This window comes from Paraburkholderia sp. RL17-383-BIF-A (assembly GCF_046028015.1).
GTDB lineage: Bacteria > Pseudomonadota > Gammaproteobacteria > Burkholderiales > Burkholderiaceae > Paraburkholderia.
Window position 1 is genome coordinate 101,043 of the sequence record NZ_JARESR010000023.1, and the last position, 24,372, is coordinate 125,414.

General features: G+C 62.7%; 19 protein-coding genes and 1 pseudogene. 12 read left to right on the top strand and 8 right to left on the bottom strand.

All coding sequences use genetic code 11. The features are described 5' to 3' along the window. Positions 1-88: 88 nt before the first annotated feature. Entirely contained in the window at positions 89-1,285 is a 1,197-nt protein-coding gene (gene fabV / locus P0D71_RS24190; RefSeq protein WP_408482499.1) for an enoyl-ACP reductase FabV, read from the bottom strand. A 160-nt stretch (positions 1,286-1,445) separates the two neighbouring features. On the opposite strand from fabV, the gene P0D71_RS24195 reads away from it, so the two are divergent. Then, on the top strand, positions 1,446-3,935 hold the full coding sequence (locus P0D71_RS24195) for a penicillin-binding protein 1A (protein WP_408482500.1): 2,490 nt from the start codon (positions 1,446-1,448) through the stop codon (positions 3,933-3,935). A 67-nt stretch (positions 3,936-4,002) separates the two neighbouring features. Here the strand turns inward: P0D71_RS24195 and P0D71_RS24200 are convergent, their stop codons facing one another. Beyond that, complete coding sequence (locus P0D71_RS24200; RefSeq protein ID WP_408482502.1) at positions 4,003-5,355, bottom strand: MFS transporter; 1,353 nt, start codon at positions 5,353-5,355, stop codon at positions 4,003-4,005. Between the two features lie 479 nt (positions 5,356-5,834). Between P0D71_RS24200 and P0D71_RS24205 the strand changes: the two genes are divergently transcribed. Further along, entirely contained in the window at positions 5,835-6,206 is a 372-nt protein-coding gene (locus P0D71_RS24205; protein ID WP_091794194.1) for a hypothetical protein, read from the top strand. A 305-nt stretch (positions 6,207-6,511) separates the two neighbouring features. Then, on the top strand, positions 6,512-6,703 hold the full coding sequence (locus P0D71_RS24210; RefSeq protein ID WP_091794192.1) for a DUF2964 family protein: 192 nt from the start codon (positions 6,512-6,514) through the stop codon (positions 6,701-6,703). Between the two features lie 203 nt (positions 6,704-6,906). On the opposite strand, the gene P0D71_RS24215 is transcribed toward P0D71_RS24210, so the two are convergent. Next, positions 6,907-7,773, bottom strand: a complete 867-nt coding sequence (locus tag P0D71_RS24215; protein ID WP_091794190.1) for a LysR substrate-binding domain-containing protein — start codon at positions 7,771-7,773, stop codon at positions 6,907-6,909. Between the two features lie 130 nt (positions 7,774-7,903). On the opposite strand from P0D71_RS24215, the gene P0D71_RS24220 reads away from it, so the two are divergent. The 6 genes from P0D71_RS24220 (at position 7,904) to P0D71_RS24245 (ending at position 15,204) form a co-directional block, all read left to right on the top strand. Further along, positions 7,904-8,926 (top strand): ABC transporter ATP-binding protein, encoded by a 1,023-nt coding sequence (locus P0D71_RS24220; RefSeq protein ID WP_408187078.1) that lies wholly within the window; start codon positions 7,904-7,906, stop codon positions 8,924-8,926. Then, positions 8,923-10,119 (top strand): ABC transporter ATP-binding protein, encoded by a 1,197-nt coding sequence (locus P0D71_RS24225; protein ID WP_408482503.1) that lies wholly within the window; start codon positions 8,923-8,925, stop codon positions 10,117-10,119. Before P0D71_RS24220 ends, P0D71_RS24225 begins: the two co-directional genes overlap by 4 nt. Before the next feature lie 39 nt (positions 10,120-10,158). Next, entirely contained in the window at positions 10,159-11,661 is a 1,503-nt protein-coding gene (locus P0D71_RS24230; RefSeq protein ID WP_408187076.1) for an ABC transporter substrate-binding protein, read from the top strand. 6 nt (positions 11,662-11,667) lie between these two features. After that, the gene (locus tag P0D71_RS24235; RefSeq protein WP_091794182.1) at positions 11,668-12,612 is read left to right on the top strand and encodes an ABC transporter permease; all 945 of its coding nucleotides are present in this window, start codon (positions 11,668-11,670) and stop codon (positions 12,610-12,612) included. Then, a complete protein-coding gene (locus P0D71_RS24240) occupies positions 12,612-13,505 on the top strand; it encodes an ABC transporter permease (protein WP_091794180.1) in 894 nt (297 codons plus the stop codon). Before P0D71_RS24235 ends, P0D71_RS24240 begins: the two co-directional genes overlap by 1 nt. 61 nt (positions 13,506-13,566) lie before the next feature. Further along, positions 13,567-15,204, top strand: a complete 1,638-nt coding sequence (locus P0D71_RS24245) for a gamma-glutamyltransferase family protein (protein WP_408482505.1) — start codon at positions 13,567-13,569, stop codon at positions 15,202-15,204. 201 nt (positions 15,205-15,405) lie between these two features. On the opposite strand, the gene P0D71_RS24250 is transcribed toward P0D71_RS24245, so the two are convergent. Then, the gene (locus P0D71_RS24250) at positions 15,406-17,517 is read right to left on the bottom strand and encodes an acetate--CoA ligase family protein (RefSeq protein ID WP_408482507.1); all 2,112 of its coding nucleotides are present in this window, start codon (positions 17,515-17,517) and stop codon (positions 15,406-15,408) included. Between the two features lie 17 nt (positions 17,518-17,534). Next, positions 17,535-18,317 carry an enoyl-CoA hydratase/isomerase family protein gene (locus tag P0D71_RS24255; RefSeq protein WP_408482509.1) on the bottom strand — a complete coding sequence of 261 codons (783 nt, stop codon included), beginning with the start codon at positions 18,315-18,317 and terminating at the stop codon, positions 17,535-17,537. Between the two features lie 250 nt (positions 18,318-18,567). Here P0D71_RS24255 and P0D71_RS24260 point away from each other — a divergent pair, with 250 nt between their 5' ends. Next, positions 18,568-19,902, top strand: a complete 1,335-nt coding sequence (locus P0D71_RS24260) for an MFS transporter (protein ID WP_408482516.1) — start codon at positions 18,568-18,570, stop codon at positions 19,900-19,902. Between the two features lie 18 nt (positions 19,903-19,920). On the opposite strand, the gene P0D71_RS24265 is transcribed toward P0D71_RS24260, so the two are convergent. Continuing rightward, a complete protein-coding gene (locus tag P0D71_RS24265; protein WP_091794142.1) occupies positions 19,921-20,712 on the bottom strand; it encodes an IclR family transcriptional regulator in 792 nt (263 codons plus the stop codon). Between the two features lie 128 nt (positions 20,713-20,840). Here P0D71_RS24265 and P0D71_RS24270 point away from each other — a divergent pair, with 128 nt between their 5' ends. After that, entirely contained in the window at positions 20,841-21,020 is a 180-nt protein-coding gene (locus P0D71_RS24270; RefSeq protein WP_408482511.1) for a hypothetical protein, read from the top strand. A gap of 268 nt (positions 21,021-21,288) precedes the next feature. On the opposite strand, the gene P0D71_RS24275 is transcribed toward P0D71_RS24270, so the two are convergent. Next, entirely contained in the window at positions 21,289-22,281 is a 993-nt protein-coding gene (locus P0D71_RS24275) for an SDR family NAD(P)-dependent oxidoreductase (protein WP_408482513.1), read from the bottom strand. Between the two features lie 117 nt (positions 22,282-22,398). On the opposite strand from P0D71_RS24275, the gene P0D71_RS24280 reads away from it, so the two are divergent. Then, entirely contained in the window at positions 22,399-22,983 is a 585-nt protein-coding gene (locus tag P0D71_RS24280) for a TetR/AcrR family transcriptional regulator (protein ID WP_091794136.1), read from the top strand. Between the two features lie 255 nt (positions 22,984-23,238). Here P0D71_RS24280 and P0D71_RS24285 read toward each other — a convergent pair. Next, positions 23,239-23,982 (bottom strand): annotated as a pseudogene (locus P0D71_RS24285) (acetamidase/formamidase family protein); the annotation flags it as partial. Positions 23,983-24,372: the final 390 nt, after the last annotated feature.

A 24,372-nucleotide genomic window follows, 5' to 3' on the forward strand; every position in this document is an offset into this window, starting at 1 on the left:
AATCTCCACGATCTCGACGCAGCGGCCCTGGAACGCGCCCGGCCAGCAGACGTCAACGAGGCGGGGCCACCGTCGGCCCCACCGTCTGTCAAACCTGAACGAGCTTCGGAATCTGCACGTCCGGATTGACGTCCGCTTCATAATCCACGCCCGCGATTTCGAAGCCGAACAGACGCAGGAAATCCGTCTTGTAGCCGGTGAAATCGGTGAGTTCGTAGATATTGTCGTTGGTCACCTGAGTCCAGAGCGCCTGCACGCGGTCTTGCACTTCAGGATCGAGTTCCTTGTAGTCCGCGCGCAGACGTCCTTCGTCGTCGAGATGCGGCGCCGTGCCGTACAGGCTGTCCTTGTACAGGCCGTAGACCTGTTCGATGCAGCCTTCATGCGTGCCTTTTTCCTTCATGACCTTGAAGAGCAGCGACAGATACAGCGGCATCATCGGGATCGCGGAGCTCGCCTGGGTGACGACCGCCTTGAGCACGGAGACGCGCGCATCGCCGCCTTTGGCCGCCAGCTTCTCGCGAATGCCGAGCACCTTCTGGTCGAGGTCTTTCTTGGCCGCGCCAATCGAGCCGTTCCAGTAGATGTCGTGGGTGATCTTTTCGCCGAGGTAGGTGAACGCGGTGGTCTTCGCGCCGTCCGCGAGCACGCCGGCTTCGAGCAGGGCGTCGATCCACATCTGCCAGTCTTCGCCGCCCATTACCGCGACGGTGTGGTCGATTTCGTCCTGCGTGGCGGGTTCGAGCACGGTTTCCTTGATGACTTCCTTGTCCGTGTCGATGCCGCGCAGATTCACGGCACGGCCGACCGGCTTGAGCGTCGAGCTGAACACTTGGCCGCTTTTCGGATGCGTGCGCTTGGGCGCGGCGAGGCTGTAGACGACCAGATCGACCTGGCCGAGATCGCGCTTGATGACTTCGATGGTGCGCTGCTTGACTTCGTCGGAGAAGGCGTCGCCGTTGATGCTCGTGGCGTACAGGCCTTTCTCCGTGGCGAATTTCTCGAAGGCGGCGGTGTTGTACCAGCCGGCCGTGCCCGCCTTGGTCTCGCTGCCGGCGCGCTCGAAGAACACGCCGAGCGTCGCGGCGTCGGAACCGAACGCCGCGCTGATGCGGGCGGCGAGGCCGTAGCCCGTTGATGCGCCGATCACGAGCACCTTCTTCGGGCCGTTGGCGATGGGGCCGCGTGCCTTGACGTACTCGATCTGTTCCTTGACGTTGGCCTCGCAGCCGGTCGGATGGGTGGAAACGCAGATGAAGCCACGCACGCGCGGTTTGATGATCATGAAGCACCTCTTGTCGGAATTGGCGACATTATAGTGGGCCTCGATTGATGCGGGCGCACCGCGCGGGGTTGGCCCCTTGCGACGCGCTGGCGCCACAAAAATCGGCCGCCGCCGCGCATCTTGGTAGGATTGCGCCTTTCCAAGCCGACTCGAAGCTAGCGTGAAGCGCCTGATCCCCTCATTTCTGGAGACCCTTGAAAAAGGGCTGACTCTGGCGAACCCCCTGATCGCCCAAGCCTTGTGGCACGTGCGCCATCCTACCTGGCGCGGCGTGCTGAAGGCTTGCGCGGCGCTGCCGCTGCTGTTCGTGCTGTATGTGCTGATCCTGATCCCGTTCACGCCGGGCATCGGCGACATCCGCAAGGCCAAGGTCGAGCAGCCGGCGCAGATTCTGTCGGCGGACGGCAAGCTGCTGGCGGAATTCAAGCCCTCCAACCGCGAGTGGGTCAAGCTCAAGGACATCTCGCCCAACGTGGTGAATGCGCTGATCGCCACTGAAGATCACCGCTTCTACCAGCATTGGGGTCTCGACTGGCGGCGCACGGCCTCGGCCGCGCTGCACACCTTTTCCGGCGACCGCCAAGGCGGCTCGACCATTACGCAACAGTTGGCCCGCAATCTCTATCCCGACGAAATCGGCCGCGCGCCGACGCTCACACGCAAGCTCAAGGAAGCGATCACGGCGTTCAAGATCGAGGCGCTCTACACCAAGGACGAGATTCTCGAGACCTACCTGAACACGGTGCCGTTCCTCTACAACGCCTACGGCATCGAGATGGCGGCCCGCACCTATTTCGACAAATCGGCCTCCGATCTGACCGTGCTGGAAAGCGCCACGCTCACCGGCATGCTCAAGGGCAATAGCTATTACAACCCGGTGATCAACCCGGAACGCGCGTTGCAGCGCCGCAATACGGTGCTCGGGCAGATGGTCAAGTACGGCAAGCTGACGCCGGCGGCCTATGCCACGCTCAGCCGCCGGCCGTTGCACATCGATTTCGAGCGCCAGACCGAGCCGCCCGGACCCGCGCCGCACTTCGCGCAGCAGTTGCGCAAGTGGCTCGCCTCATGGGCGGATCGCAACGACTACAACATGTACGCCGACGGGCTGGTGGTGCGCACCACCATCGACTCGCGTCTGCAGACCATGGCCACTCAAGCCGTCACCTTGCAGGGCAACCAGTTGCAGGGGATCGCCAACGCCGCGTGGGGCACGCGTTCGGGCTGCTCGAATGGCCGCGATCTGCTGCAGACCTTCCTGCGCGAAACACCGGACTACCGCGCCGCCAAAGACGCGGGACTAAGCGACGACGACGCGCTCAAGCGCGTCTCGTCCGACCGCGAACTGGTCAAGTCGCTCTGCGAGACCAAGACGCGCGTGCAGGCGGACTTTCTGGCGATGGACCCGCGCAACGGCCAGATCAGAGCGTGGGTGGGCAGCCGCGACTTCAGCCAGGATCCGTTCGATCACGTTCAGCAGGCGCGGCGCCAGCCGGGCTCGACCTTCAAGCCGTTCGTCTACGCGGCGGCCTTCGAGTCGGGCGCGAAGCCCGCCGACACCTTCGTGGACAAGCCCGTGGAAATCCCGCTGGCGGGCGGCGAAGTCTGGCGTCCGAGCGACGAGGACGAGCCGAGCGAGCGCAAGATCAGCCTGCGCGACGGCCTCGCGTATTCGCGCAACCGGATTACCGCGCAGTTGATGGAGACGGTCGGGCCGAACAAGGTCGCGCGTCTCGCCCGCGCCATGGGCGTGCGCGACAGCGAGCTGGACCCGGTGCCGTCGCTCGCGCTCGGCACGAGCCCCGTCACGCTGAAGGAGATGGTCGCGGCCTACGGCACGATCGCCAATCTGGGCGGCTACGTGGAACCGGTAATGGTGACGCGCATCGAGAACCGCAAGGGCGAGGTGCTGGCCGAATTCGCGCCGGTGCCGCCCAAACAGGAGCTATCCGCCGACGCCGACCGCGTGCTCATCGACGTCATGCGCGACGTGGTGAACCGCGGCACGGGGTCGAGCATTCGCAGCCGTTTCGGCGTGCGCGGCGACGTCGCGGGCAAAACGGGGACGACGCAAGGCAATGCGGACGGCTGGTTCATCCTGATTCATCCGCAACTCGTGGCGGGCGCGTGGGTGGGCTTCAACGACAGCCGCGTGACCTTGCGCAGCGATTATTGGGGGCAAGGGGCACACAGCGCGCTGCCGATCGTCGGTGATTTCTTCCAGCGCGCGCAGCGCTCGAGGCTGGTCGATACGCGCGTCAAGTTCGCGACCGACGAGAAGCCGGGCTGGTTTGCCGAGCGCTCGGGCAGATTGCGCGAGTGGTTCCAGAATCTGTTCGCGGCTTCGCCGGCCAAACCGGAGGCGCCGGTTGCGCCGCGCAATGCGACACGTCATGCGCCGCCGACAGCGCCTGTGGAGCCGTCGGCGTCCGCTGCCGCGCAGCCGCGTGCGTTGCCGCAACCGCCGCTGCTTCCTACGCCGGGCTCGGCGCCGGTGGCCGCGAGCGGGGCGGTGGATGGTGAAGCGCGCGGGGGTGGCGAGCCGGCCTTGGCGCCGACACCCACGCCGGACGACGTAGTGCCGCCCGATGCCGGCAGTCCCGCCAACGCGCTGCCGGCAACGTCGGCGAGCGGCCGCGGCGCGCCTTGATGTGGAACGGGCCACGCCTTTCACGGCGTGGCCCGTTTCGTACCAGCCGCGGCGGAAATAAACGCGCCTAGGACCGCGCCGCCTTCGCGCCGTCCGCGATGTCAGGATTCGAAAAACCGGACGACGCTTCGAGCGAAGCGTCGTGATGCAGCAGCAGAACGGCCGCTACCCCGACGAGTCCCGCGCCCGACAGACACAACAGACCCGCGCCGAAGCCGCCGGTGCTGTCCTTGATCCAGCCCATCGCGTAGGGTCCGAAAAAGCCCGCCAGATTGCCAAGCGAGTTAACCGCGGCGATGCCGCCCGCCGCCGCCGCACCCGACAGGAATGCGGCCGGCAGGGTCCAGATCACCGGCAGGCAGCCGAAGATGCCGAACCCGGCGATCGACAGCGCGATCATCTTCTGCACCGGATTGTCGAGCCCGGCAGCCGCGGCGATGCCGCCGGCCGCCACCAGCAGTGCGAACGCCACGTGCCGTTTGCGTTCGAGCCTGCGGTCCGAATGCCGTCCCCAGAACACCATGCTGATCACGCCGACGATGTACGGCAGCGACGTCACGAAGCCTGTCTGCAGGTTGGTGAGGCCGAACGATTTGACGATCTGCGGCAGGAAGAAACTCAGCCCGTAGTTGGTTGCGTTCGCACCGAAATAGATCAGCGCGACCGCGAGCACGCGCGGATTGAAGAGCGCTTCTTTCACGCTGAAAGCATGCACGGCTTCGCGATGATCGCGCTCCTGTTTCTGGCGCGCGACCAGCCAGTTGCGCTCGTCGGCGGCAAGCCAGTTCGCGTCGGCAGGCTTGTCGGTCAGGTAGTAGAGCACCGCGAACGCGAGCACCAGAGCGGGCGCCGCCTCGATCAGATAGACCCATTGCCAGCCGGCCAGTCCGGCGAAGCCGTCCATCGACAGCAAGGCGCCGGAAATCGGCCCGCCGATCACGGTGGACAGCGGAATGGCCGCCATGAAGTAGCCGACCACGCGGCCGCGATACGCGGCGGGGAACCACAAGGTGAGCAGGAAGATGATGCCGGGAAAGAAGCCGGCTTCCGCCACGCCCAGCAAAATGCGCAGGCCGTAAAACACGTGCGCGGCCGAAAACCCCGTGTAACGCGCAATATCTGGGATATACGCCATCGCGCCCGCGAGAATGCCCCATGTGAACATGATTCGCGCGATCCAGCGGCGCGCGCCGAATTTCTCCAGCAGCAGATTGGACGGCACCTCGAAGAAAAAGTAGGCGATGAAGAAGATCCCAGCGCCGAAACCGAAAGCGCTCGCGGAAAAGCCGAGCGCCTTGTTCATTTGCAACGCAGCAAAGCCGACGTTGACGCGGTCGAGATAGGCTATGAAATAGCAGAGCATCAGGAACGGCACGAGCCGAACCGTTACGCGTTTCATGGTGCGTGCTTCGAGATCCATCGACTGTCTCCTCCGGTTCATGTCCGGTCTGGTTGGAATGGTGTGGTTACAGACTAGACGCTGAGGTGCGATTGCGGAAGTTTTTTGCGCGGCGCGCCGCGCTCAGGTCCACGGAGTGTGGACCTTATCGAGGTTGCGATCGAGCTGACCGGCCGCGTTGATCAGCGTTAGATGGGTCAGGGCCTGCGGAAAGGTGCCGAGCGCGCTCACACGGGAACCGACAGCAACGACTGTGCCGACCCGTTCGCGTTGGATGGACGGCGAGAAATAACGCGGCCACCGTTGGCGCGTGCGACGATCCTGCGTCAATAAAACGCGTGGCGGGCGGTCGAATTGATGTCGGGTGAGAGACGAGTGGACTTGCTGTGTGCGATTGTTTAGGCGCAAGCAACAGTGTTTTCAGATGGCGAGGCTGATCTCTTGCGCGCGATTACGGATAATTCGATATCGACTAATCCGTAATGAAGTGCAGGTGACACATGTTCAACTCAGTCTCGGACCGCACGCCCGGGCGGGCGGCGGCATTCGGCGCGCTCAACGAGCGATACCCGCTGTCGGGACGCGCGCGCGCCCTTGTCGTGGCCATCGCCGCGTGCGCGAGTCTGATGGGATGCGCCACGTCCAGCGACGTGGTGGCCACCAGCAAGCCCAACACCTATACAGTCGCGGCAAGCGCTACCGGTGGACGCATGGCGTGGGCGCGCGCGCACGAACAGGCCATGAACCAGGCGCGCGATTACTGCGAGCGTCGCGGCATGCAAGCCAGCGTGACGACGGAAACCGTCAGCGGCGTGCAAGTGCTGACGGAGCATGGGTCGTCCATGAATTTCGAATGTCATCCCAAGTTTTAGGCGTTCAATCAGCGCCGGCTCGTGGCGTGTAATTATGAGCCACCTTAGCAGTCGATCGTCTGCATCCCTGAGTACACATTCAATCCGAAGAAAGCCTGCGCTGCGCTCAGACCGCCGCCTTGGGTATGAGGGCAGCCAGGCGGTATCCGTATTTACTATTGGCCGATCGCCATCTACGATAGATTGAGGTTTCGGCTCGACTTCCTGCGCGATTTGTCGTCGATAGAAAGAGAATAGTGCGTGGTTGGAAGTCTTCCGTTGTTCCTGTGCGTCTTACGGCACCAACCATCTCGCGGGAGAGCGCCATGATTCGCGCCGAACGTCGGATCGTGTTCGCGGCCATCGCGGTGTTCGTCGCGCTCGCCGGCATGGCGATGGTCATTCACGGCGTTCTGTTCGACACCCGCAACGACACCGTGTATGGCGGCGTGTTGCTGGTGATTGGGGTCGCGGTGCTGGCGCTGATGCTGACTCCGCGGCCGTCGGATAAGTCGTGAGGTTTCGTGGCGCCTGAGCAAGGTATGCGCGGCGTGCAGTCGCGCGGAATTGTCGCGTCATCGCTGTGAGCGCGCGTCGGGGACCTGCCTGCCGGTGTGGTCGACGAGCGCGCTCAGATTGCACACCGGTAAGCAGATAACCGGCCTCCCGATCACCTCTCATCTCTTCTCGCCGCCCAACCCCTTGCGCGCAACCAGGCCGCCTAACTGCCGTGCAGCGTATCGATAATCGCCTGCGTAATGGCGCGTCTGTCATACGACGCGCGATGGATCATGCCGACCGTGCGCAATACCGGTGAATTCGAAATCGACAGCACGCGTAGCGACGGATCGTTGTGCCAGTTGCCGCGGTGCAGAAGTGGCAGCACCGTGACGCCGATATTTTCGCGCACCAGCGCCACGATCGTCTCGATCGAGTTGAGTTCGAGGTACTCGTTGACCGCGAGGCCTGCCGCCTGCAAGGCATGCTCCACGACGCGCCCGGTGCGCACCCGACGGTCGAAGCGCAGAAAGGGGTGGCTGAGCAGGATGCGCTGCGGATCGGTATCGGTGATTTTGCGGCTGGCTATCAGCATCAGCGGCTCCGTGTAGAGCGTCGTCCACTTCAGCGTGTCGGGCAGCGTGATGTCGGCACGCGCGACGATCGCCGCGATATCGACCTCTCCCGCCTCAACCATCTTGGCCAGTTCGTCGGAGCGCGACGATAGCAGCCGCACATCCAGTTGCGGATGGGCGGCCTTCAGCCGCGCGACGACCAGCGACAGCGCGCCGATCACCGATACCACGGCGCCGATCGTCACCGGTCCGACCATCGAATCCGTCGGCGTTCCCTCGAGCTCGGTCAGCAGATCGAAAATCTGCTCGACTTTCGGCCAGATCTCTTGCCCGTGCCGGTTCAATGCGATCTGCCGCCCGCTGCGATCAAACAGCTGGCGGCCGAGTGCCTGCTCGAGCGCGCGCATCTGCAAGCTCACCGCCGCCTGCGTCAGCGCGACGCTCTCGGCCGCGGCGGCGAATGATCCGGTTCGTGCGACGGCCCGGAAGGTCCTCAACATGCGCAGCGTTGGCATTGCCCATCCACAAGTAAAATTTAAGTGTGACCAAGAAATATTAATATTTTCCAACGTAAAGCGCACCAGATAATCGCCCCAGAACGTCCGCATTGAACAGGACCATTAGTCCGATATGGAGCTTTCAAGCATGCCCGATGCCGACCGTCGACCGGTCCTGGAGGTCCGCGGCTTCTCGTTGAAGTTCTCGCGCGCGGCCGAGGTGCCGAACCTCGTGCACGACGTGTCGTTTTCAGTCGGCCCTGGCGAGACGCTTTGCATCGTCGGTGAATCGGGCTGCGGCAAGAGTGTGACGTCGCTCGCGCTGATGGGGCTGCTCGCAAGCCCGCCTGCGCACCGCGTCGGCGGTACCGCGCACTTCGAAGGCCGGGACCTGTTCTCACTGTCCGAGCGCGAACTGGCCGATATTCGCGGCAACCGGCTGTCGATGATCTTCCAGGAGCCGATGACGTCGCTGAACCCGGCGTTCACCGTCGGCGAGCAGATCGGCGAAAGCATCCGGCGGCATCGCCATGTCGAGCGCGGCCAGGCGCGCGAGCAAGCGCTCGAGATGTTGCGGCTCGTGCGGATCCCGGCGCCGGAAACGAGGCTGGACGCGTACCCGCATCAGCTTTCCGGCGGCATGCGCCAACGCGTGATGATCGCGATGGCGCTCGCGAATCGCCCGCGCCTGTTGATCGCCGACGAGCCGACCACCGCGCTGGACGTGACGATCCAGGCGCAGGTGCTGTCACTCGTGAAGAATCTGCAAGCCGAGACCGGCACCGCGATGGTGTTGATCACGCATGACCTCGGCGTCGTCGCGGAAGTCGCCGACCATGTCGCGGTGATGTACGCGGGGTGCATCGTCGAATACGGCACGGTCGCCGATCTGTTCGACGACCCGCAACATCCGTACACGATCGGACTAATGGGCGCGATTCCGTCGGTCGGCAAGCGTGAAGGCGCGCTCGCGACGATCCGCGGTTCCGTGCCGTCGCCCGAGATGATGCCGCATGGCTGCCGCTTCGCGCCGCGCTGTCCGTTCGCGGAGCAACGCTGCATCGACGCCGCGCCGCCCGACAAGGTGATCGACGGTGTGCATCGCGTCGCCTGCTGGCTAGCGCCGGTCGAACAGGTCGCCGCGCCGCTATCACGCAAGGAATTCGCATGACGAGGTTGACTCCAGCAACGCCGCATGCGGACCCGGCCTCGAGTTCGCCGTCGCCGATCATCGAGGCGCGCGCACTGACGAAGCATTTTGGCGGTGCGCGGCATCTCTTCACGCGCACGCCCACTGTCTATGCGGTCAACGACGTGTCGTTCGCGGTCAACGCCGGCGAGACTTTCGCGATCGTCGGCGAATCCGGCTGTGGCAAGTCCACGCTGGGCCGACTCCTGCTCCGTCTGATCGACTCGACAGACGGCCGGGTGTTCTATCAAGGCGTGGACATCACCCACCAGCAAGGCGCGCCGCTGCGGCGGCTGCGTCGCGAAATGCAGATCATCTTTCAGGATCCGTTCGCCTCGCTGAATCCGGGCATGACGATCGGTCAGATCGTCGGCGAGCCGATCGCGCTGCACGGGCTCGCGCGCAACGGCGTCGAGCACCGCGAGCGCGTTGCGCAACTGCTGCGCACGGTTGGCCTGCAACCGGCCTATGCGGACCGTTACCCGCACGAATTCTCGGGCGGCCAGCGACAACGGATCGGCATTGCCCGCGCTTTGGCCGGCGAGCCGAAGCTGATCGTCGGCGATGAGCCGGTGTCGGCGCTCGACGTCTCGGTGCAGGCGCAGGTGATCAATCTGCTCGAAACACTGAAACAGAATCTCGGCCTCACGCTGATCATGGTTGCGCATGACCTCGCGGTGATCCGCCATATGAGCGATCGCGTCGCCGTGATGTATCTGGGCGAGATTGTCGAGCTGGCCGATGTCGATGCCCTGTTCGACGCGCCGCTGCATCCGTACACGCAAGCGCTGCTGCGCGCGATTCCGGCGAGCAGCCCGCACGAGCGGCGCGCGAAGCCGGCGTTGTCCGGTGATCTGCCGAGTCCGAGCGCGCCGCCGTCCGGTTGCCGTTTTCATACGCGCTGTCCGCACGCGAAGCCGCACTGCGCGCAAGTGCGGCCGGTCAGCGAGCGGCTCGACAACGGACGGCAGGTGGCGTGCCATTTCTGGCGCGAGATCCAGAACGCCGGCGGCGGCACGCCGCTGCTCACGAGCGTCAGCCCGAAATTGGCCGAACGGCTCGCGATCTACCGCGACCGTCAGGCGACGCTGGCCGCCGCCGGCGGCGATTGGGCCACTGGCCGAGATGAAGATCGAGTGAAGCATCAAGTTGCCGACGCACCGATGCCCGTTTAGCGCACCATTTTTTGAATTAGAAGAGAAAGGGAAGTCCTCATGCGAAGAATGTTGATTGCCGCGGCGCTCGCGCTCGGCGCCACTGCCGCGATGGCCCAGACCAGCCAGACGATCCGGATCGGCCTGCAGGACGACATCGGTTCGCTCGACCCCGCGCGCAGTGTGCAGCTCGTCGACCGGATCGTGTTTGCGTCGCTGTGCAACTCGCTGGTGGATATCACGCCGGACCTGAAGATCGTGCCGATGCTGGCGACGTCGTGGACGACGAGCGCCGACGGCAAGACGCTGACGTTCAAGCTGCGTCAAGGAGTCAAGTTCCAGGATGACGAGCCGTTCAACGCGGCCGCCGTCAAGGCGAACCTGGACCGCGACCGCACGCTGCCGACGAGCAATCGTAAGAGCGAACTGGCGTCGGTCGATCACGTCGATGTAATTGACGACTACACGGTCGCGATCGCGTTGAAACAGCCGGACGCGGCCCTGCTCGCGACGCTGACCGACCGCGCCGGCATGATGCTCGCGCCGAAGACGCTGGCCGATCCGGCCGGCGTTGCCGCGCATCCGGTGTGTTCGGGCCCGTACAAGTTCGTCCAGCGCGTGCAGAACGATCGAGTCGTGCTCGAAAAATTCCCCGGCTACTGGGACGCCGATAAATACCCGGTCCAGCGCGTGATCTTCCTGCCCATTCCGGACAGCACGGTGCGGCTCGCCAATCTGCGCTCGGGTTCGCTCGACATGCTCGAACGCCTCGCGCCGTCCGATGTCGCGTCGGTCAAGAGCGACGCAAGCGGCAAGTTCGCGCCGGTCAGCGGGTTCGGCTATTACTACGTGACGTTCAATGTCGGCAACGGTAAGCGCAGCAACGCGCTGCTGAAAGACAAGCGCGTGCGGCAGGCGTTCGACCTCGCGATCGACCGTGATGCGATCAACCAGGTGATCGGTGCCGGCATCTTCACGCCGGCGAACCAGGCGATACCGAAGTCGAGCCCGTACTACAACGCGTCGCTGCCAATGCCGCATCGCGACGTCGCGAAAGCGAAGGCGCTACTGAAAGCGGCGGGCCACGAGCACGTCGACATCGAGTTCACTTATCCGAACAACACGGTGTCGAGCCAGATCGTGCAGATGATGCAGGCGATGGTCGGCGAAGCCGGCTTCAACCTGAAGCTGCGGCCGACCGACTACGCGACCGAGCTCAATGCCGCGCACAGCGGCGACTTCGAGGCGATGTACCTCGGCTGGTCGGGCCGCGTCGACCCCGACGGCAACCTGCATCAGTTCAATACGTGCGCCGGCAACCTCAATTACGCGCATTACTGCAACCCTGAAGTCGATCGGTATCTCGACGCCGCGCGCGTGAAACTGACCGCGGCGGACCGCAAAACGGATTACGACGCGGCGTCGAAGCTGCTCGCCGAGGACGATCCGATCGTCTACGTCTATAGCCAGCCCTGGCCGTTCGAGCTGTCGAAGAAGGTGCAAGGCTTCACGCCCTATCCGGACGGCCTGATCCGCCTGCGCGGCGTCAGTATCAAAGGCTGACCGATCATGCTGCGGATCATCGCCAATCGCATGCTGGTCGCCATTCCAACGCTGATTCTCGTGTCGATGCTGATCTTCGGCCTGCAGAAGCTGCTGCCCGGCGATCCGGTGACGGCGATGGCCGGGGAAGATCAGGATCCACAGCTGATCGCGTCGCTGCGCGTCAAGTACCATCTCGACGAGCCGGTGCCGACGCAATACGTTCTATGGGTTCGCGACGTCGTGCACGGCGATCTCGGCGCGTCGCTGCGAACCGACGTGCCGGTCACTTCGCTGATCGCGCAGAAGTTGCCGGTCACGCTGCAACTCGCGGCGATGGCGATGATCTTCGCGATCGGCATCGGTATTCCGGCCGGCGTCATTTCCGCTGCAAGCCGCGGTGGAGCGCTCGATTACGGCGCGAACATTTTCGCGCTGTCTGGCATGTCGATCCCGAACTTCTGGCTCGGGATCATGATGATCTTCATCGTATCGGTGCGCTGGCATCTGCTGCCGTCGTCCGGCTACGTGTCGCCGACCGAAGACTTCTGGCTGAGCATCAAGACGATGCTGATGCCCGCGCTGGTGCTCGGCGCGTCGCTCGGCGCGCAGTTGATGCGCCACACGCGCAGCGCGATGCTGAGCGTGCTGCGCACCGACTATATTCGGACCGCGCGCGCCAAAGGGCTGCTGCGCGGCACCGTGGTCGTCAAGCACGCTCTTCGCAACGCGCTGATTCCGATCGTCACCGTGCTCGCGCTGCTGTTCGGCGAACTGCTGGCGGGCGCGGTGCTGACCGAGCAGGTTTTCACGATCCCCGGCTTCGGCAAGCTTATCGTCGATGCCGTGTTCAATCGCGACTACGCGGTCGTGCAGGGCGTCGTGCTCGTCACCGCATTGTGCTTTATCGTCGTGAACCTGTGCGCCGACGTTCTGTACGTCCTCCTCAATCCCCGACTTAGGCGCGGCTGATGGCTACTCCCACAACCCCCGCTCACGCGCGCGCCGCATCGCAGGCGACCGTCTTGCCGCGCCGCAAGCGCCGCGGAATCGCGAAATTCATGCGCAATCGCGCTGCCGTTCTTGGCGCGGCGCTCGTGCTGCTCATCGTCCTGATGGCGCTTTTCGCACCCTGGCTGTCACATTACGACCCGGTGCAGGCGAGCTTCATGACCGTGCGTCAGGCGCCTTCGGCCGCGCATTGGTTCGGCACCGACGAACTTGGCCGCGACGTGTTGAGCCGTCTGCTGTGGGGCGCGCGCGCGTCGCTGCTTGCTGGTGTCGTATCGGTTGGCATTGCGGTCTTGATCGGCGTGCCACTCGGTTTGCTGGCCGGTTACTTCGGCAAGCTCGTCGACGGCGTGATCTCGCGAATCGCCGATGCGTTGTTGTCGATTCCATTCCTGATTCTCGCTATCGCGCTCGCCGCGTTTCTCGGACCAAGCCTGACCAACGCGATGGCCGCGATCGGCATCTCCGCGATGCCGCGCTTCGTCCGCTTGACGCGCGGCCAGGCGATCGCCGTGAAAGCCGAGGAATACGTCGAAGGCGCGCGCGCAATCGGTCTCGGCCACGCACGGATCATCATGCGCTACATTCTGCCGAACGTGCTGCCGCCGATCATCGTGCAGGCAAGCCTGACGATCGCGACCGCGATCATCGCCGAAGCGAGCCTGTCGTTCCTCGGGCTCGGCCAACTGCCGCCGGCGCCGTCGTGGGGTTCGATGCTCAACACCGCGAAGGACTTTGTCAGTCAGGCGCCGTGGATGTCGATTTTCCCGGGCATCGCAATCTTTCTAGCCGTGCTCGGTTTCAACCTGCTCGGCGACGGTTTGCGCGATGCGCTCGATCCGCGCGAGTCGTAACCGGATTCCATGACCGCTTCGCTGGGCGGCGGCTCCCTCATCACTTTCGTTTGAGTTTGCAATGACACGTTTCAATTGGCAAAACCCGTATCCCACCCCCCGTTTGCCCGTCTTCGCGCGCAACATTGTTTCGACGTCCCATCCGCTTGCCGCACAAGCCGGCCTGCGGATGTTGTGGAAAGGCGGTAACGCCGTCGATGCGGCGATCGCGGCGGCGGCCGCCATCACGGTGGTCGAGCCGGTCTCGTGCGGTCTCGGCAGCGACGCGTTCGCGCTGGTGTGGGACGGCGCGAAGCTGCATGGGCTGAATGCGTCGGGCGTGTCGCCGGCCGCATGGAGTATCGATTACTTCAAGCGAAAGTACGGTGAGGAAAACGGTCTCGCGAAGCAGCCCAAACGCGGCTGGGATGCGGTGACGGTGCCGGGTGTGATCGCCGGCTGGGAGGCGCTGCATCAGAAGTTCGGGTCGCTGCCGTTTGCGGACCTGATGGAGCCGGCCATCGAGATTGCCGAGCGCGGCCACGCGGTGGCGAGCGTCGTCGCGTACAAGTGGGCAGCGGCCGTGCCCGAGTTGAAGGATCAGCCGGGCTTTGCCGACACCTTCATGCCGCGCGGCCGCGCGCCGGAAGTGAGTGAACTGGTGCGCTTTCCGGGCCACGCGAAGACGCTGCGCAAGCTGGCCGAGCAGGGTCCGCGCGCGTATTACGAAGGCGAGATCGCCGAGCAGATTGCCGCGTTCTCGCGTCAAGGCGGCGGCGCGCTCACAATGGATGACCTGCGCAACTACCGCGCCGACTGGGTCGAGCCGATCAGCAAGGACTATCGCGGTCATACGGTGCACGAGATTCCGCCGAACGGGCAGGGCATCGCCGCGTTGATCGCGCTGGGCATTCTCGAACAGTTCGACGTGGGTGCGTTGCCGGTCGACGGCATCGAATCGCAGCACCTGCAGATCGAAGCCATGAAGCTGGCGTTCGCCGACGTCTACCGCTACGTTGCCGATCCGCGTTCGATGGAAGTCACGCCCGAGCAGATGCTTGACGACGCGTACCTGAAGTCGCGCGCCAAACTGATCGATCCGAAGCGCGCCACGCAGTTCGATTTCGGCATGCCGAAGGCGGGCGGCACCATCTATATGTCGGTGGCCGACGAGCGCGGCATGATGGTCAGCTTCATCCAGTCGAACTACATGGGCTTCGGCTCGGGCATCGTCGTGCCGGACGCCGGCATTTCGCTGCAGAACCGTGGCTACGGTTTCTCGATGGATCCGAAATCGGCGAACGTGGTGGAAGGCGGCAAGCGGCCGTTCCATACGATCATCCCCGCTTTCCTGACCCAGCAGGTGGACGGCCGCCAGGAAGCGGTGATGAGCTTCGGCGTGATGGGTGGCGACATGCAGCCGCAAGGGCATTTGCAATCCATCGTACGCATGCTCGACTACGGTCAGCAGCCGCAGGCCGCGTGTGACGCGCCGCGCTGGAAGGTCAATCGGGACTTCACAGTCGACGTCGAGGCGACGCTCGATCGGGACACCGTGCGCGCACTCCAGGAGCTCGGTCATACGATCAAGTCGATTGAGGATCCGTATATGGATTTCGGTTCCGGGCAGTACATCTGGAAGCTCGACCGCAACGACCCCGAGCGCGGTTATGTTGCCGCGAGCGACACCCGGCGCGACGGCCTGGCCGCAGGGTTCTGATCCGGGCAGCTGTCCAGGACGCCTGGGCTCTCGCGGACGGCGATCCGCTGTTCGCGAGACATTGATGTCGTGCGAGCGCTTCAGCTTCAGACTACGGTATTGCCACGAGGTGAGGGCCATCCCCGACGCCAGGTCGAGGCGGCCGGCTTGAACCCGGGGCCGCTTACCTCGGCGAGCCAGTCGAAGGCGACCCGAAGACCCTCACCCTTCGTGAGCCTCCGATGCGAGTACAGCAACGCCGTCAGCGGCCCGCACCCCTTGGCCCGCGGGCAGCACGAAGAGCGGATTGATCTCTGCTTCGACAATGCGTCCGTCAAGCTGCAGCGCCATTCGCGCAAACGCGACGATGGCGGTCACAAGGGCATCAATATCAGCGCGCGGCCGTCCACGATACCCGTCGAGTAAAGGCCAGGTTTTCAGTTCGTGAATCATCCCGAGTGCGTCATCGCGGGACAGCGGTGCGTCGGCAGAGAGGAGTCGCATCGTCGTGTCCTTGAACAATTCCGCGGTGACGCCGCCCATGCCCAGCAGCAACGCTGTGCCCAACGGGTCTCGATGAAGGCCGAGAATCAGTTCCGTTCCACCGGCCACCATTTCCTGAACGAGAAACGCATTCGCGGATAAGCCAGTTGCGGTTTCAACGTCGTCCCGCATGCGGTTCAGGCGCGCGCCGATGCTGTCAGCCGTGACGCCAACCGCTACGCCGCCGACATCGCTCTTGTGGGTGATCGTGTTCGACAGCAGTTTGAGCACGACCTTGTTACCCAACTCGCGAGCGGTGCTCTCGGCTTCATGCGCGTTAGTGACGACACGCTCGCGTACCGCTGTCACACCAAAGCGGGCAAAAAGCTCTTTCGCCTGCGCTTCGTTGAGTGATCCGGCGGGCAGATCGTTTACGTTGACTTCTGATTCAGCGTGTCGTTCGGCCACACTTACGGGGCATTGCATGGACTTGCCGTGCTGCCACATCGCTGCAAGTGCGCTCGTCACGCTTTCGGGCGAAGGGAAGGCCGGCACTCCCTGCTCGTTAAGCAACCGCATGATCTCCGGGGCGTGAGGGCTCACAAATGCCATCACGGGTTTGTCACTCCCGGGCAACGAATCGCGGATTGCGCCGGCCATCAGGTCAGGCATCGCGAGGCCCGACGATCCAATGATAACCACGACCGCGTCGTAAGCCGGACTGTCGAGTAGCGTGCCGATCGCGCCGCGCAGGAGAGCCGGCTGCAGTCCAGCAAGTGTCACGTCGATCGGATTGCGGTCGAGCACCGCATGGTCGCCGGTCTGGAGCGCGCGCAGCTTCGCAGCCGTCACCTCGTCAGGAGGCGGAGTCTCAAAGTTCGCCATGCCCAGGCTATCGGTGACGAGCGTGCCGGCACCGCCGGTCGAGGTCAGAATCGCCACCCGTCGCCCGGAGAGCTTGCGGCGCGTCGCGAGTGCATGAGGAATATCGAGCAAGTCGGAGAACGTCTGGGCGCGAATCACGCCGACCATGCTGAAAAGCGCGTCGTACATGCGGTCGGAACCTGCCAGCGCGCCCGTATGCGAGACCGCCGAGCGCGCGCCTGATTCCGAGCGCCCGATCTTGAAGACCACGACCGGCTTGCCTGCTGCCGCCGCCCTTAGCGCCGCGCGCCGGAACCGGTCCGGATGACGCAGCCCTTCCATGTAGAGCGCGATAACGGAAGTCGAATCATCGTCAACCAGATAATCGACAAAGTCCGCCATGTCGAGATCTGCTTCATTGCTCGTCGACACCAGCTTTGACAGGCCAATGCCGCGTGCCGCCGCGCGCGACAACAGCGAGCCAAGAATCCCGCCGCTTTGTGAAATCACGCCGATCCCGCCGACTGTGAAAGCGTCGGTCTCCAGCGCCCCGCTTGCCGACAGCGTGATGCGATCGGTGAGATTGACGAGTCCGATCGTATTCGGGCCGAGCAAGCGCATGGACCCTGCTGCCTCGATCAATTGCGCCTGACGCCTCGCACCTTCCTCGCCGATTTCCGCATAGCCGCTCGCCAGCACGATTGCAGCGCTCGTCCCGCGGCTTGCCAGATCCCGCACCGCAATGTGGGCGCGCTCAGCGCCGAGCAGGACGATACCGACATCGGGCGCATGCGGCAACGACGCCACGTCGGGATAGCAGGGCAAGCCGTCGATCGAGTCGTAGCGCGGGTTGACAGGGTAGATGTCGCCGTCGAATCCGTGCTTCCTGAGGTAAGCCACCGGGCGGCCTGAAGTCTTGGCTGCGTCCGCCGATGCGCCGATCACTGCTACGCTCGTCGGGCGCATCAACTTTGAAATTGCGTTCATGTCGATCTCCTTCGTGCTCACCGGGCCTTGTTCAGGAATGCGAGCACCGAGTCACGATGTTCACTGCTTGTGTAGCAGACAGCCTGTGCCTGGCTGCCTTGTGCAAACACCTGCTGCGCGGACAGCTCGTAGCTCTGATTGAGGATGCTCTTGCCGAGCGCGAGTGCCGTGGCCGAACCCTGGCTCAATTCGGCGGCCCAGGCGTGGGCGTCGGCAATGAGCGAATCAGGCTCGCTCAGGCGATCCGCGATCCCGATTTCCAGCGCTTCCTTCGCATCCACCTTGCGCCCGCTGAAGATCAGTTCCTTCGCCCGCGCGAGGCCGACCCGTCGCGGCAAGAAGTACATGCCGCCACCATCTGGAATCAGCCCGCGTTTGATGTAGCTCCACGTGAAGCTCGCCTCGTGCGACGCGAGGATAAAGTCACAGGAGAGCGCCATATCGGCACCCAGGCCCGCCGCTGCGCCGTTGACTGCCGCGATGGTCGGTTTGGGCATCGAGTAAAGCAGATTGACCGTGTGATGAACGATCTGCTGACGTGACCAGCCATTGAACGCAACCTCGCCCGCTGGGGCTTCCATGCGCTGCGCCATACCGCTGACGTCACCGCCAGCGCAAAACCCCTTACCGTTGCCGGTCAACACCACGGCGCGTACCTCCCGGTCGCGCGACACAGTCTCCAGCGCCGCGATCAGTTCGGCGCGCATTTCGTTGGTGATGGCGTTACGCTTTTCAGGACGATTCAGCGCGATCGTGGCGATCGGCGAGTCGATAGTGAGTTGAATAGTGGATGTGGTCATGCGTGTCTCGATGGTTGAATTGGAGTCGACCGAGAAGGTCGATCTGCTGATGCAGCTTAGCCCCACCTGCCATCCCAGGACACCCCGTCAATTCCACTCTGTGGAACGGAGCGTATTTCATCCGAGGGATCGAGCAATTCCACTGCATGGAATTGGAAGATTGTCATCGCGCGTTCGGCGCCGATAATGGATTCCAACGCAGGACACTGGCCATGACTAACCTGCGGCCCAATACAAGTCTGGAGACATGATGCACGCAGCCCGTTCCAATCCAATCGACGTCAGCGCCGTCGCGCAACCACAGGCAGAGGCCGTCTACCGGAAAGTCACCTGGCGGCTGCTGCCGTTCCTCTTTATCTGTTACGTCTTCGCTTATCTGGATCGCGCCAATATCGGCTTTGCGCATCTGCAGTTCTCACGCGACATCGGTCTTTCCGACGCCGCATTCGGTTTGGGCGTAGGCCTCTTCTACGTCGGTTACATGCTCTTTGAAGTACCGAGCAACTTGTGGCTCGCGCGAGTCGGCGTGAGAAAAACGCTCATGCGGATCATGGCGCTATGGGGCATCGTTTCGGCGGGCACCGCGTTCGTGCAGACGCCGGCGCAGTTTTACATCGCGCGGGTGTTGCTGGGCGCAGCGGAAGCAGGATTTTTTCCCGGCGTGATTCTCTACTTCACCTACTGGTTTCCGGCCGCGCGCCGGGCGCGGGTCACGTCCATCTTCATGACGGCGATCTGTGTATCCGGCATTATCAGTGGGCCGGTGTCGGGATGGATTCTCAATAGCATGTCGGGCTTGCTTGGCTACAACGGCTGGCAATGGCTGTTCCTTCTCGAAGGACTTCCGTCCGTGATCGCCGGTGTCTTTGCCTATGTCTATCTGACGGACCGGCCGGAGCAGGCAACCTGGCTCATGGACGACGAGAAGACCCTCCTTCTGGCAGAGCTCAACCGCGATGCGCAAACGAAGGCTGCACGCGCTCATGGTTCGATCTGGGTTGCGTTGAAGGAGCCGAAGTTCTATTTCCTGACGTTCGCCTATTTCAGCGTGCCGTGGGCGAGCATCGTCGTGCATATCTGGGCGCCGAGCGTAATCCAGAAAAGCGGTGTGTCGAACTACTGGCACATTGGGCTTCTTTCCGCGATTCCTTATGTGGTCGGCGCAGTGGTGATGTATCTGCTCGGCCGGAACTCGGATCGTATGCTGGAGAGGCGGTGGCACTTCATGGCAAGCGCATTGATGGCCGCGCTGGGCGTCGTGCTTCTGCCGGCGGCGGCGAATCACGCAGCGATTCTAGTGGCACTGCTTTGCGTTGCGACTGCAGGTTATCTGGGCATGCTGTCGCTGTTCTGGACAATGCCACCCGCGTATCTGTCGAGCTCGGTCGCCGCAAGCGGCATTGGCCTCATTAGCAGCCTCGGGCAGTTTGGCGGGATTTCTGCGCCCTCGGTGATCGGTTACGCATCGACGCACTTTGGTAGCAGCGCCGTGGGCCTCTATGCCGTTGCAGTCGTCTCCGTTCTTGGCGGTCTTGCAGTGGTACTGGGTATTCCAGCGCGCGCGATCAGTGAACGCCGGGAATGAAGGAGACGCTGGCTGTCTTCAGCCTTCCTGGCGCGCGCATGCGGCTGTAATGTCGTCGCGTAGACGCAGCAGGGGCGCCCCGAGCTCGCTGACAACGCTGTCTTTTGACGCCGCTGTGCGGACGCTAAAGTTGAGCACCAGCAAACGATGACCGGGAATGGCGAGCGGCGTCGCGAGTGCGATCACTTCCGGCTGCCAGCTTGTAGCGCAGAAGCCGCTTCGGCGCACTTCATCTACCGCATCAGTGATTTCGCGCGCGAGGCGCTCCCAGCCGCTGCGCTTTCGCCGCTTGAACGCGTTCATCAGGGCGGTGAATTCCTCCTGCGGCAGCGCTGCGAGATACGCGCGACCGAGCGAAGTCAGTTCCATCGGTACGCGTTGTCCCGAGACGATCGTACGCAACGAGGCCCGCTGGTTATAACGAATGGACTCGAGATAGACCATCTCTTCCCGGTCGGCGCCCGCGATTCCGACATTGATACGCCTTGCTTGGGCAGTGTCGCGGATTAGCGGTCCTGCGGCATTCAACACTGTGGATCCGCTGCGCAACGCCTGCGCCAGACTGAGCACGGGTAAGCCGAGTCTGTATGCCCTGCGTGCGGCATCGTGCTCGAGATAACCCGCCTGCACGAGCGTTCGCGTTAGGCGGCTCACCGTTGCCTTCGGCAGACCGGTGCGTTCCGCAAGTTCTCCGTTGCCTAGAAGTGTCGCACCGGGACCGAACGCGCGCAGCAACTCGAGCCCGCGTTCGAGCGATCGATTCGACGGGGTCGCGTTCGATTCCTGTTGTTGATTGTTGTGGTTCGCCATAAACAGTGAATTTGCGGAGCTTCACGTGAAAGGATCGATTATCGATGTATGTCAGTATATGCGGCGAGATTCGACACCTGAATAAACAGTAGATTGACTAAAAAAGCGTAATTCGATGGTCAACAAGAATGCAAGGCTCCGTCGATGACATCGCCCGGACGAAACAGGCCCATAGCGATTGCCGTCAGACCATGTTGGACCTCGCTGAAAATCAGGACCTGTTCGGCTTCGACAGGCAGCCCCTGCGTCAGGAGGTGGCGCGCGACAGCCTCACGCTCGGCCTCGCCAGTAGATCCCTGTGCCTTTAGGGCGGTACCGGCGTAGCAGACTGTCGGCGTTTTCGTTTCACCCGTTGAGCGAAGAGCTGGCGTCACTGCGGCGTGCGAAAGATTCGTCGGGGCGAGCAAAACGGGAAGAGGGCAGCCGGAAGAGTGGAGACAGGATGCGCCTGGTCTGGTGAGCTATTTATAGCGGAGCCTGCCCGCAAACCCGCATCGAGCCAGGATTAAGCTGCCATCGCAAAGTAAACACGGCCGCCTCTTTCATGCATCGAGCGAGGTGGCTCACCGGGTAATGCTAGCGGTCAGGAACTGCGAACGATTCGCCGACCATCTGTTCGCTCTTACGCCACAGCGCTTCTGCGTTGACCGGGTCGAGCGCATAGCCTCGAACGCCCTCGCTGACAGGTGTAATCACGGCCTCATCAGGAACGACATTGCTTACGTGACAGTTCTCGCAGTATCGGCCGCCGACGTCTTCGGCAGACGCGACCACGGCAGCCCATACGGAGGTGGCTGCACCTTGTGGAACGGTCTTGAACTGGAAAGGATCTTTACCTTCGGACGCCAGCTGTTTGTTAATCGCCTCAACGAGCGCGGTCAGCTGTTCTTCGCCCATGTGACGTCCCAGTTCAGTGTGAATGCCACCTGGATGGACCGCGGCAGCTCGCACGCCTCGAGCTCGATGCCGCCGGTCGAACTCAACCGCAAACAGGATGTTTGCTGTCTTCGACCGTCCATACGCCACGAACGGCTCATACGGCGTACGCTCAAAGTCCGGGTCGTCGAGGTTGACGTTTGCAAACCGATGACCTGATGACGCGAGCATCACGACACGGCTCCCCGCCGAAAGCAGAGTTGCGAGCCTGTTCACAAGCACGAAATGCCCAAGGTGATTGGTCCCGAACTGGGTCTCGAAACCATCGGCTGTCGTGCCCTTGGGGGTCGCCATGACGCCTGCGTTGGCGATGACCACGTCGAACAGCTTGCCCTCGGCGAGTAACTTGTCGGCACAAGCCCGAACGCTGGCCAGACTCGCCAGGTCAAGCTCGATGAGCTCGATACTCCCGCCACCTGCTGCCGCTTCTCTCTGCACGCCGCTGATTGCTCGTTCCGCTTTACTCAAATCGCGTGCTGCTCCGACGACGGTCGCGCCGCGGGCAGCGAGGGCTCTTGCCGTCTCCACGCCGAGCCCGGCAGATACGCCTGTCACCAGAATTCGTTTTCCGTGAAGCTTGATGCCAGACAGTACGTCGTCGGTTGTTGATGTCGCACCAAAATGTTCGCTCATGCCATCTCTCCGTCACTGTAAGATTGACGCCACCCTGCCATCCGATAAAGCGGAGACATTCTCCGTTTCATACATAATAAACGGAGTATCTCTCCGTTTGCAAGTGCCGATTTGCCCATGACTGATTCCATACCGAAAGAACGGAAACCGAGAGCGGACGCTCAGCGCAATCGCGAGCGCATCCTTGAGGTTGCAAAGGAGGCTTTCTCACACGAAGGCAGCGATATCAGCCTGGATGATGTCGCCCGCCAGGCCGGCGTTGGTCCAGGAACGCTGTATCGCCATTTCCCCACGCGCGAAGCTTTGCTGGAGAGCGTCTATCGCGCGGAGGTCGAGCGGCTCGCGCAAGAGCAGCTCCGCCTGACAGACGAGTTGCCTGCACTCGACGCTCTCAGAGAATGGATGCTGCTGTTCGTCGATTACATTGCGACAAAGAAGATCATTGCGCCTGCGCTGAATTCGATAGTGGGCGGGGCGTCGTCCGAACTGTTCGAGTGCTCGGGAAAACAAATCAAGGCTGCAATCCGGACGCTGGTTGACCGAGCGGTTGAGAGTGGAGATGTCCGTGCAGATCTCGAGCCACTGGACCTTCTGCGCGCACTGGTTGGAGTATCGAACGTAGCTTCGGCTCCAGACTGGCAACAAAGTGCCAGGCGACTGGTGGGCATACTATTACTCGGATCCAAACCGATCGACGGATAGGCGCTGTCCTGGTCAGAACTCCGAACGAACACCTGTTGCGGCAGGATTGCTGTTGGCCGGGCAGCGTCGGGGAACGGTGCGGCGCCGGCACTAGCGCGTATCCGGGAACGTCCCGTCCATCAAACCAGAACGTGACCGCTGTCGACAACGATGACCGGTAAAGTCAAGCGACTCGCCGCGCGTGCCAGGAGGTAGTCGTTTCAACGCCCCCGCGACGCCCCGGCTTTGCCTGAGAGAAATGCTGGGGGGTGCTGTTTTCCATTTCGGAGGAAAGATGCTGCGGGGGATCTTGCAGTGAATTCCCTGGCGGGCATCGACCACCTGCGTGACGGAGAAGTCCGCGGCGACGCTCATTAGCGAATAGGCGTCGTCGCGTGAGAGGCCTTGCTGTTCCGTAAGCAGCAGCAACATGTCGCGTGAAGCGTTTTTGGTCGCGATGTCGAGGTCTTCGCCGAAGCCGTGGACGATCCAGTAGTCCGGCGTTTCCGGCAACGGCGAGGGAAATCTAAAGTCGCGCCGCAGCACGATCTGAAACATCACGTTAAGGGACACCTCGATCGCGGTGCGGCTGATTTCGCCATCGCCTTGCGGTACATGCGGGTCGCCGATCGAGAGCAATCCGCCGTCCACGGCGACCGGGTAGTACATGGTGGAGCCCGTGCCGATGCGCCAGTTATCAATATTGCCGCCGTGCGCGCCCGGCGGCACGGTGCTCACGCGACCTGCCACGTCAGGCGCGACGCCTGCCGTGCCCAGATGAGGGCGCACTGGCACGCGAATGCCTTCAAGCGCAAGTTCGCGGCAGCAGTCGCGGATCTCCGAGCGTTTGCCCGGCACGAGATATTTACCGGGATAGTCATACGCATACAGCGCGGGAGCCGTGTTCGATGCCTGATCGAGTTCGTAGATAGTGACGCGTTCCTTCTCGAAGTCAGTGAACAGATGGCCCCAATGCGCGGCGAGATTCGAAATGTAGTTGAAGCGCGGAATCATTTGCAGATTGATCGGCTCTGGTGCAAATGGCGGAGCTTGTCGAGGAAATCTGTTTTGATAGGATGCCTCATTGATCCGAGAGGAGCACATTCCAAACCACAGGCACAGTGATGTCCTCGAGGCGAAGTTGGGTGAGGCTAAATTGTCCTTTGCGAAGGCGATGCATCAATTCAGCACCTGCCAGCGTGATCGCGGCGTTCCTGAATTGCTTGGAACCAGGTATGACGTTCGTGCATGGCTTGATGTTGACAATGCCTGACTTCTCAGTGACGAAATCCAATTCAGCAGCCCCCAAAAAGAAATTTTCAAATGTACTTGACGGGGTGGTGGCTGATCTTCATAATTCGCCTCCCGTTAGATGACGGACGCGAAGAAAGCAGAGCTCTCCAAGCGAAT

Coding starts and splice junctions, on each gene's coding strand:
- P0D71_RS24270 (WP_408482511.1), top strand. CDS start 20,841: ATGCAAGGCTCCGTCGATGACATCGCCCGGACGAAACAGGCCCATAGC.
- P0D71_RS24240 (WP_091794180.1), top strand. CDS start 12,612: ATGGCTACTCCCACAACCCCCGCTCACGCGCGCGCCGCATCGCAGGCG.
- P0D71_RS24215 (WP_091794190.1), bottom strand. CDS start 7,773: ATGCCAACGCTGCGCATGTTGAGGACCTTCCGGGCCGTCGCACGAACC.
- P0D71_RS24220 (WP_408187078.1), top strand. CDS start 7,904: ATGCCCGATGCCGACCGTCGACCGGTCCTGGAGGTCCGCGGCTTCTCG.
- P0D71_RS24200 (WP_408482502.1), bottom strand. CDS start 5,355: ATGGATCTCGAAGCACGCACCATGAAACGCGTAACGGTTCGGCTCGTG.
- P0D71_RS24210 (WP_091794192.1), top strand. CDS start 6,512: ATGATTCGCGCCGAACGTCGGATCGTGTTCGCGGCCATCGCGGTGTTC.
- P0D71_RS24235 (WP_091794182.1), top strand. CDS start 11,668: ATGCTGCGGATCATCGCCAATCGCATGCTGGTCGCCATTCCAACGCTG.
- P0D71_RS24265 (WP_091794142.1), bottom strand. CDS start 20,712: ATGGCGAACCACAACAATCAACAACAGGAATCGAACGCGACCCCGTCG.
- P0D71_RS24275 (WP_408482513.1), bottom strand. CDS start 22,281: ATGAGCGAACATTTTGGTGCGACATCAACAACCGACGACGTACTGTCT.
- P0D71_RS24205 (WP_091794194.1), top strand. CDS start 5,835: ATGTTCAACTCAGTCTCGGACCGCACGCCCGGGCGGGCGGCGGCATTC.
- fabV (WP_408482499.1), bottom strand. CDS start 1,285: ATGATCATCAAACCGCGCGTGCGTGGCTTCATCTGCGTTTCCACCCAT.
- P0D71_RS24280 (WP_091794136.1), top strand. CDS start 22,399: ATGACTGATTCCATACCGAAAGAACGGAAACCGAGAGCGGACGCTCAG.
- P0D71_RS24260 (WP_408482516.1), top strand. CDS start 18,568: ATGCACGCAGCCCGTTCCAATCCAATCGACGTCAGCGCCGTCGCGCAA.
- P0D71_RS24230 (WP_408187076.1), top strand. CDS start 10,159: ATGCGAAGAATGTTGATTGCCGCGGCGCTCGCGCTCGGCGCCACTGCC.
- P0D71_RS24250 (WP_408482507.1), bottom strand. CDS start 17,517: ATGAACGCAATTTCAAAGTTGATGCGCCCGACGAGCGTAGCAGTGATC.
- P0D71_RS24245 (WP_408482505.1), top strand. CDS start 13,567: ATGACACGTTTCAATTGGCAAAACCCGTATCCCACCCCCCGTTTGCCC.
- P0D71_RS24225 (WP_408482503.1), top strand. CDS start 8,923: ATGACGAGGTTGACTCCAGCAACGCCGCATGCGGACCCGGCCTCGAGT.
- P0D71_RS24255 (WP_408482509.1), bottom strand. CDS start 18,317: ATGACCACATCCACTATTCAACTCACTATCGACTCGCCGATCGCCACG.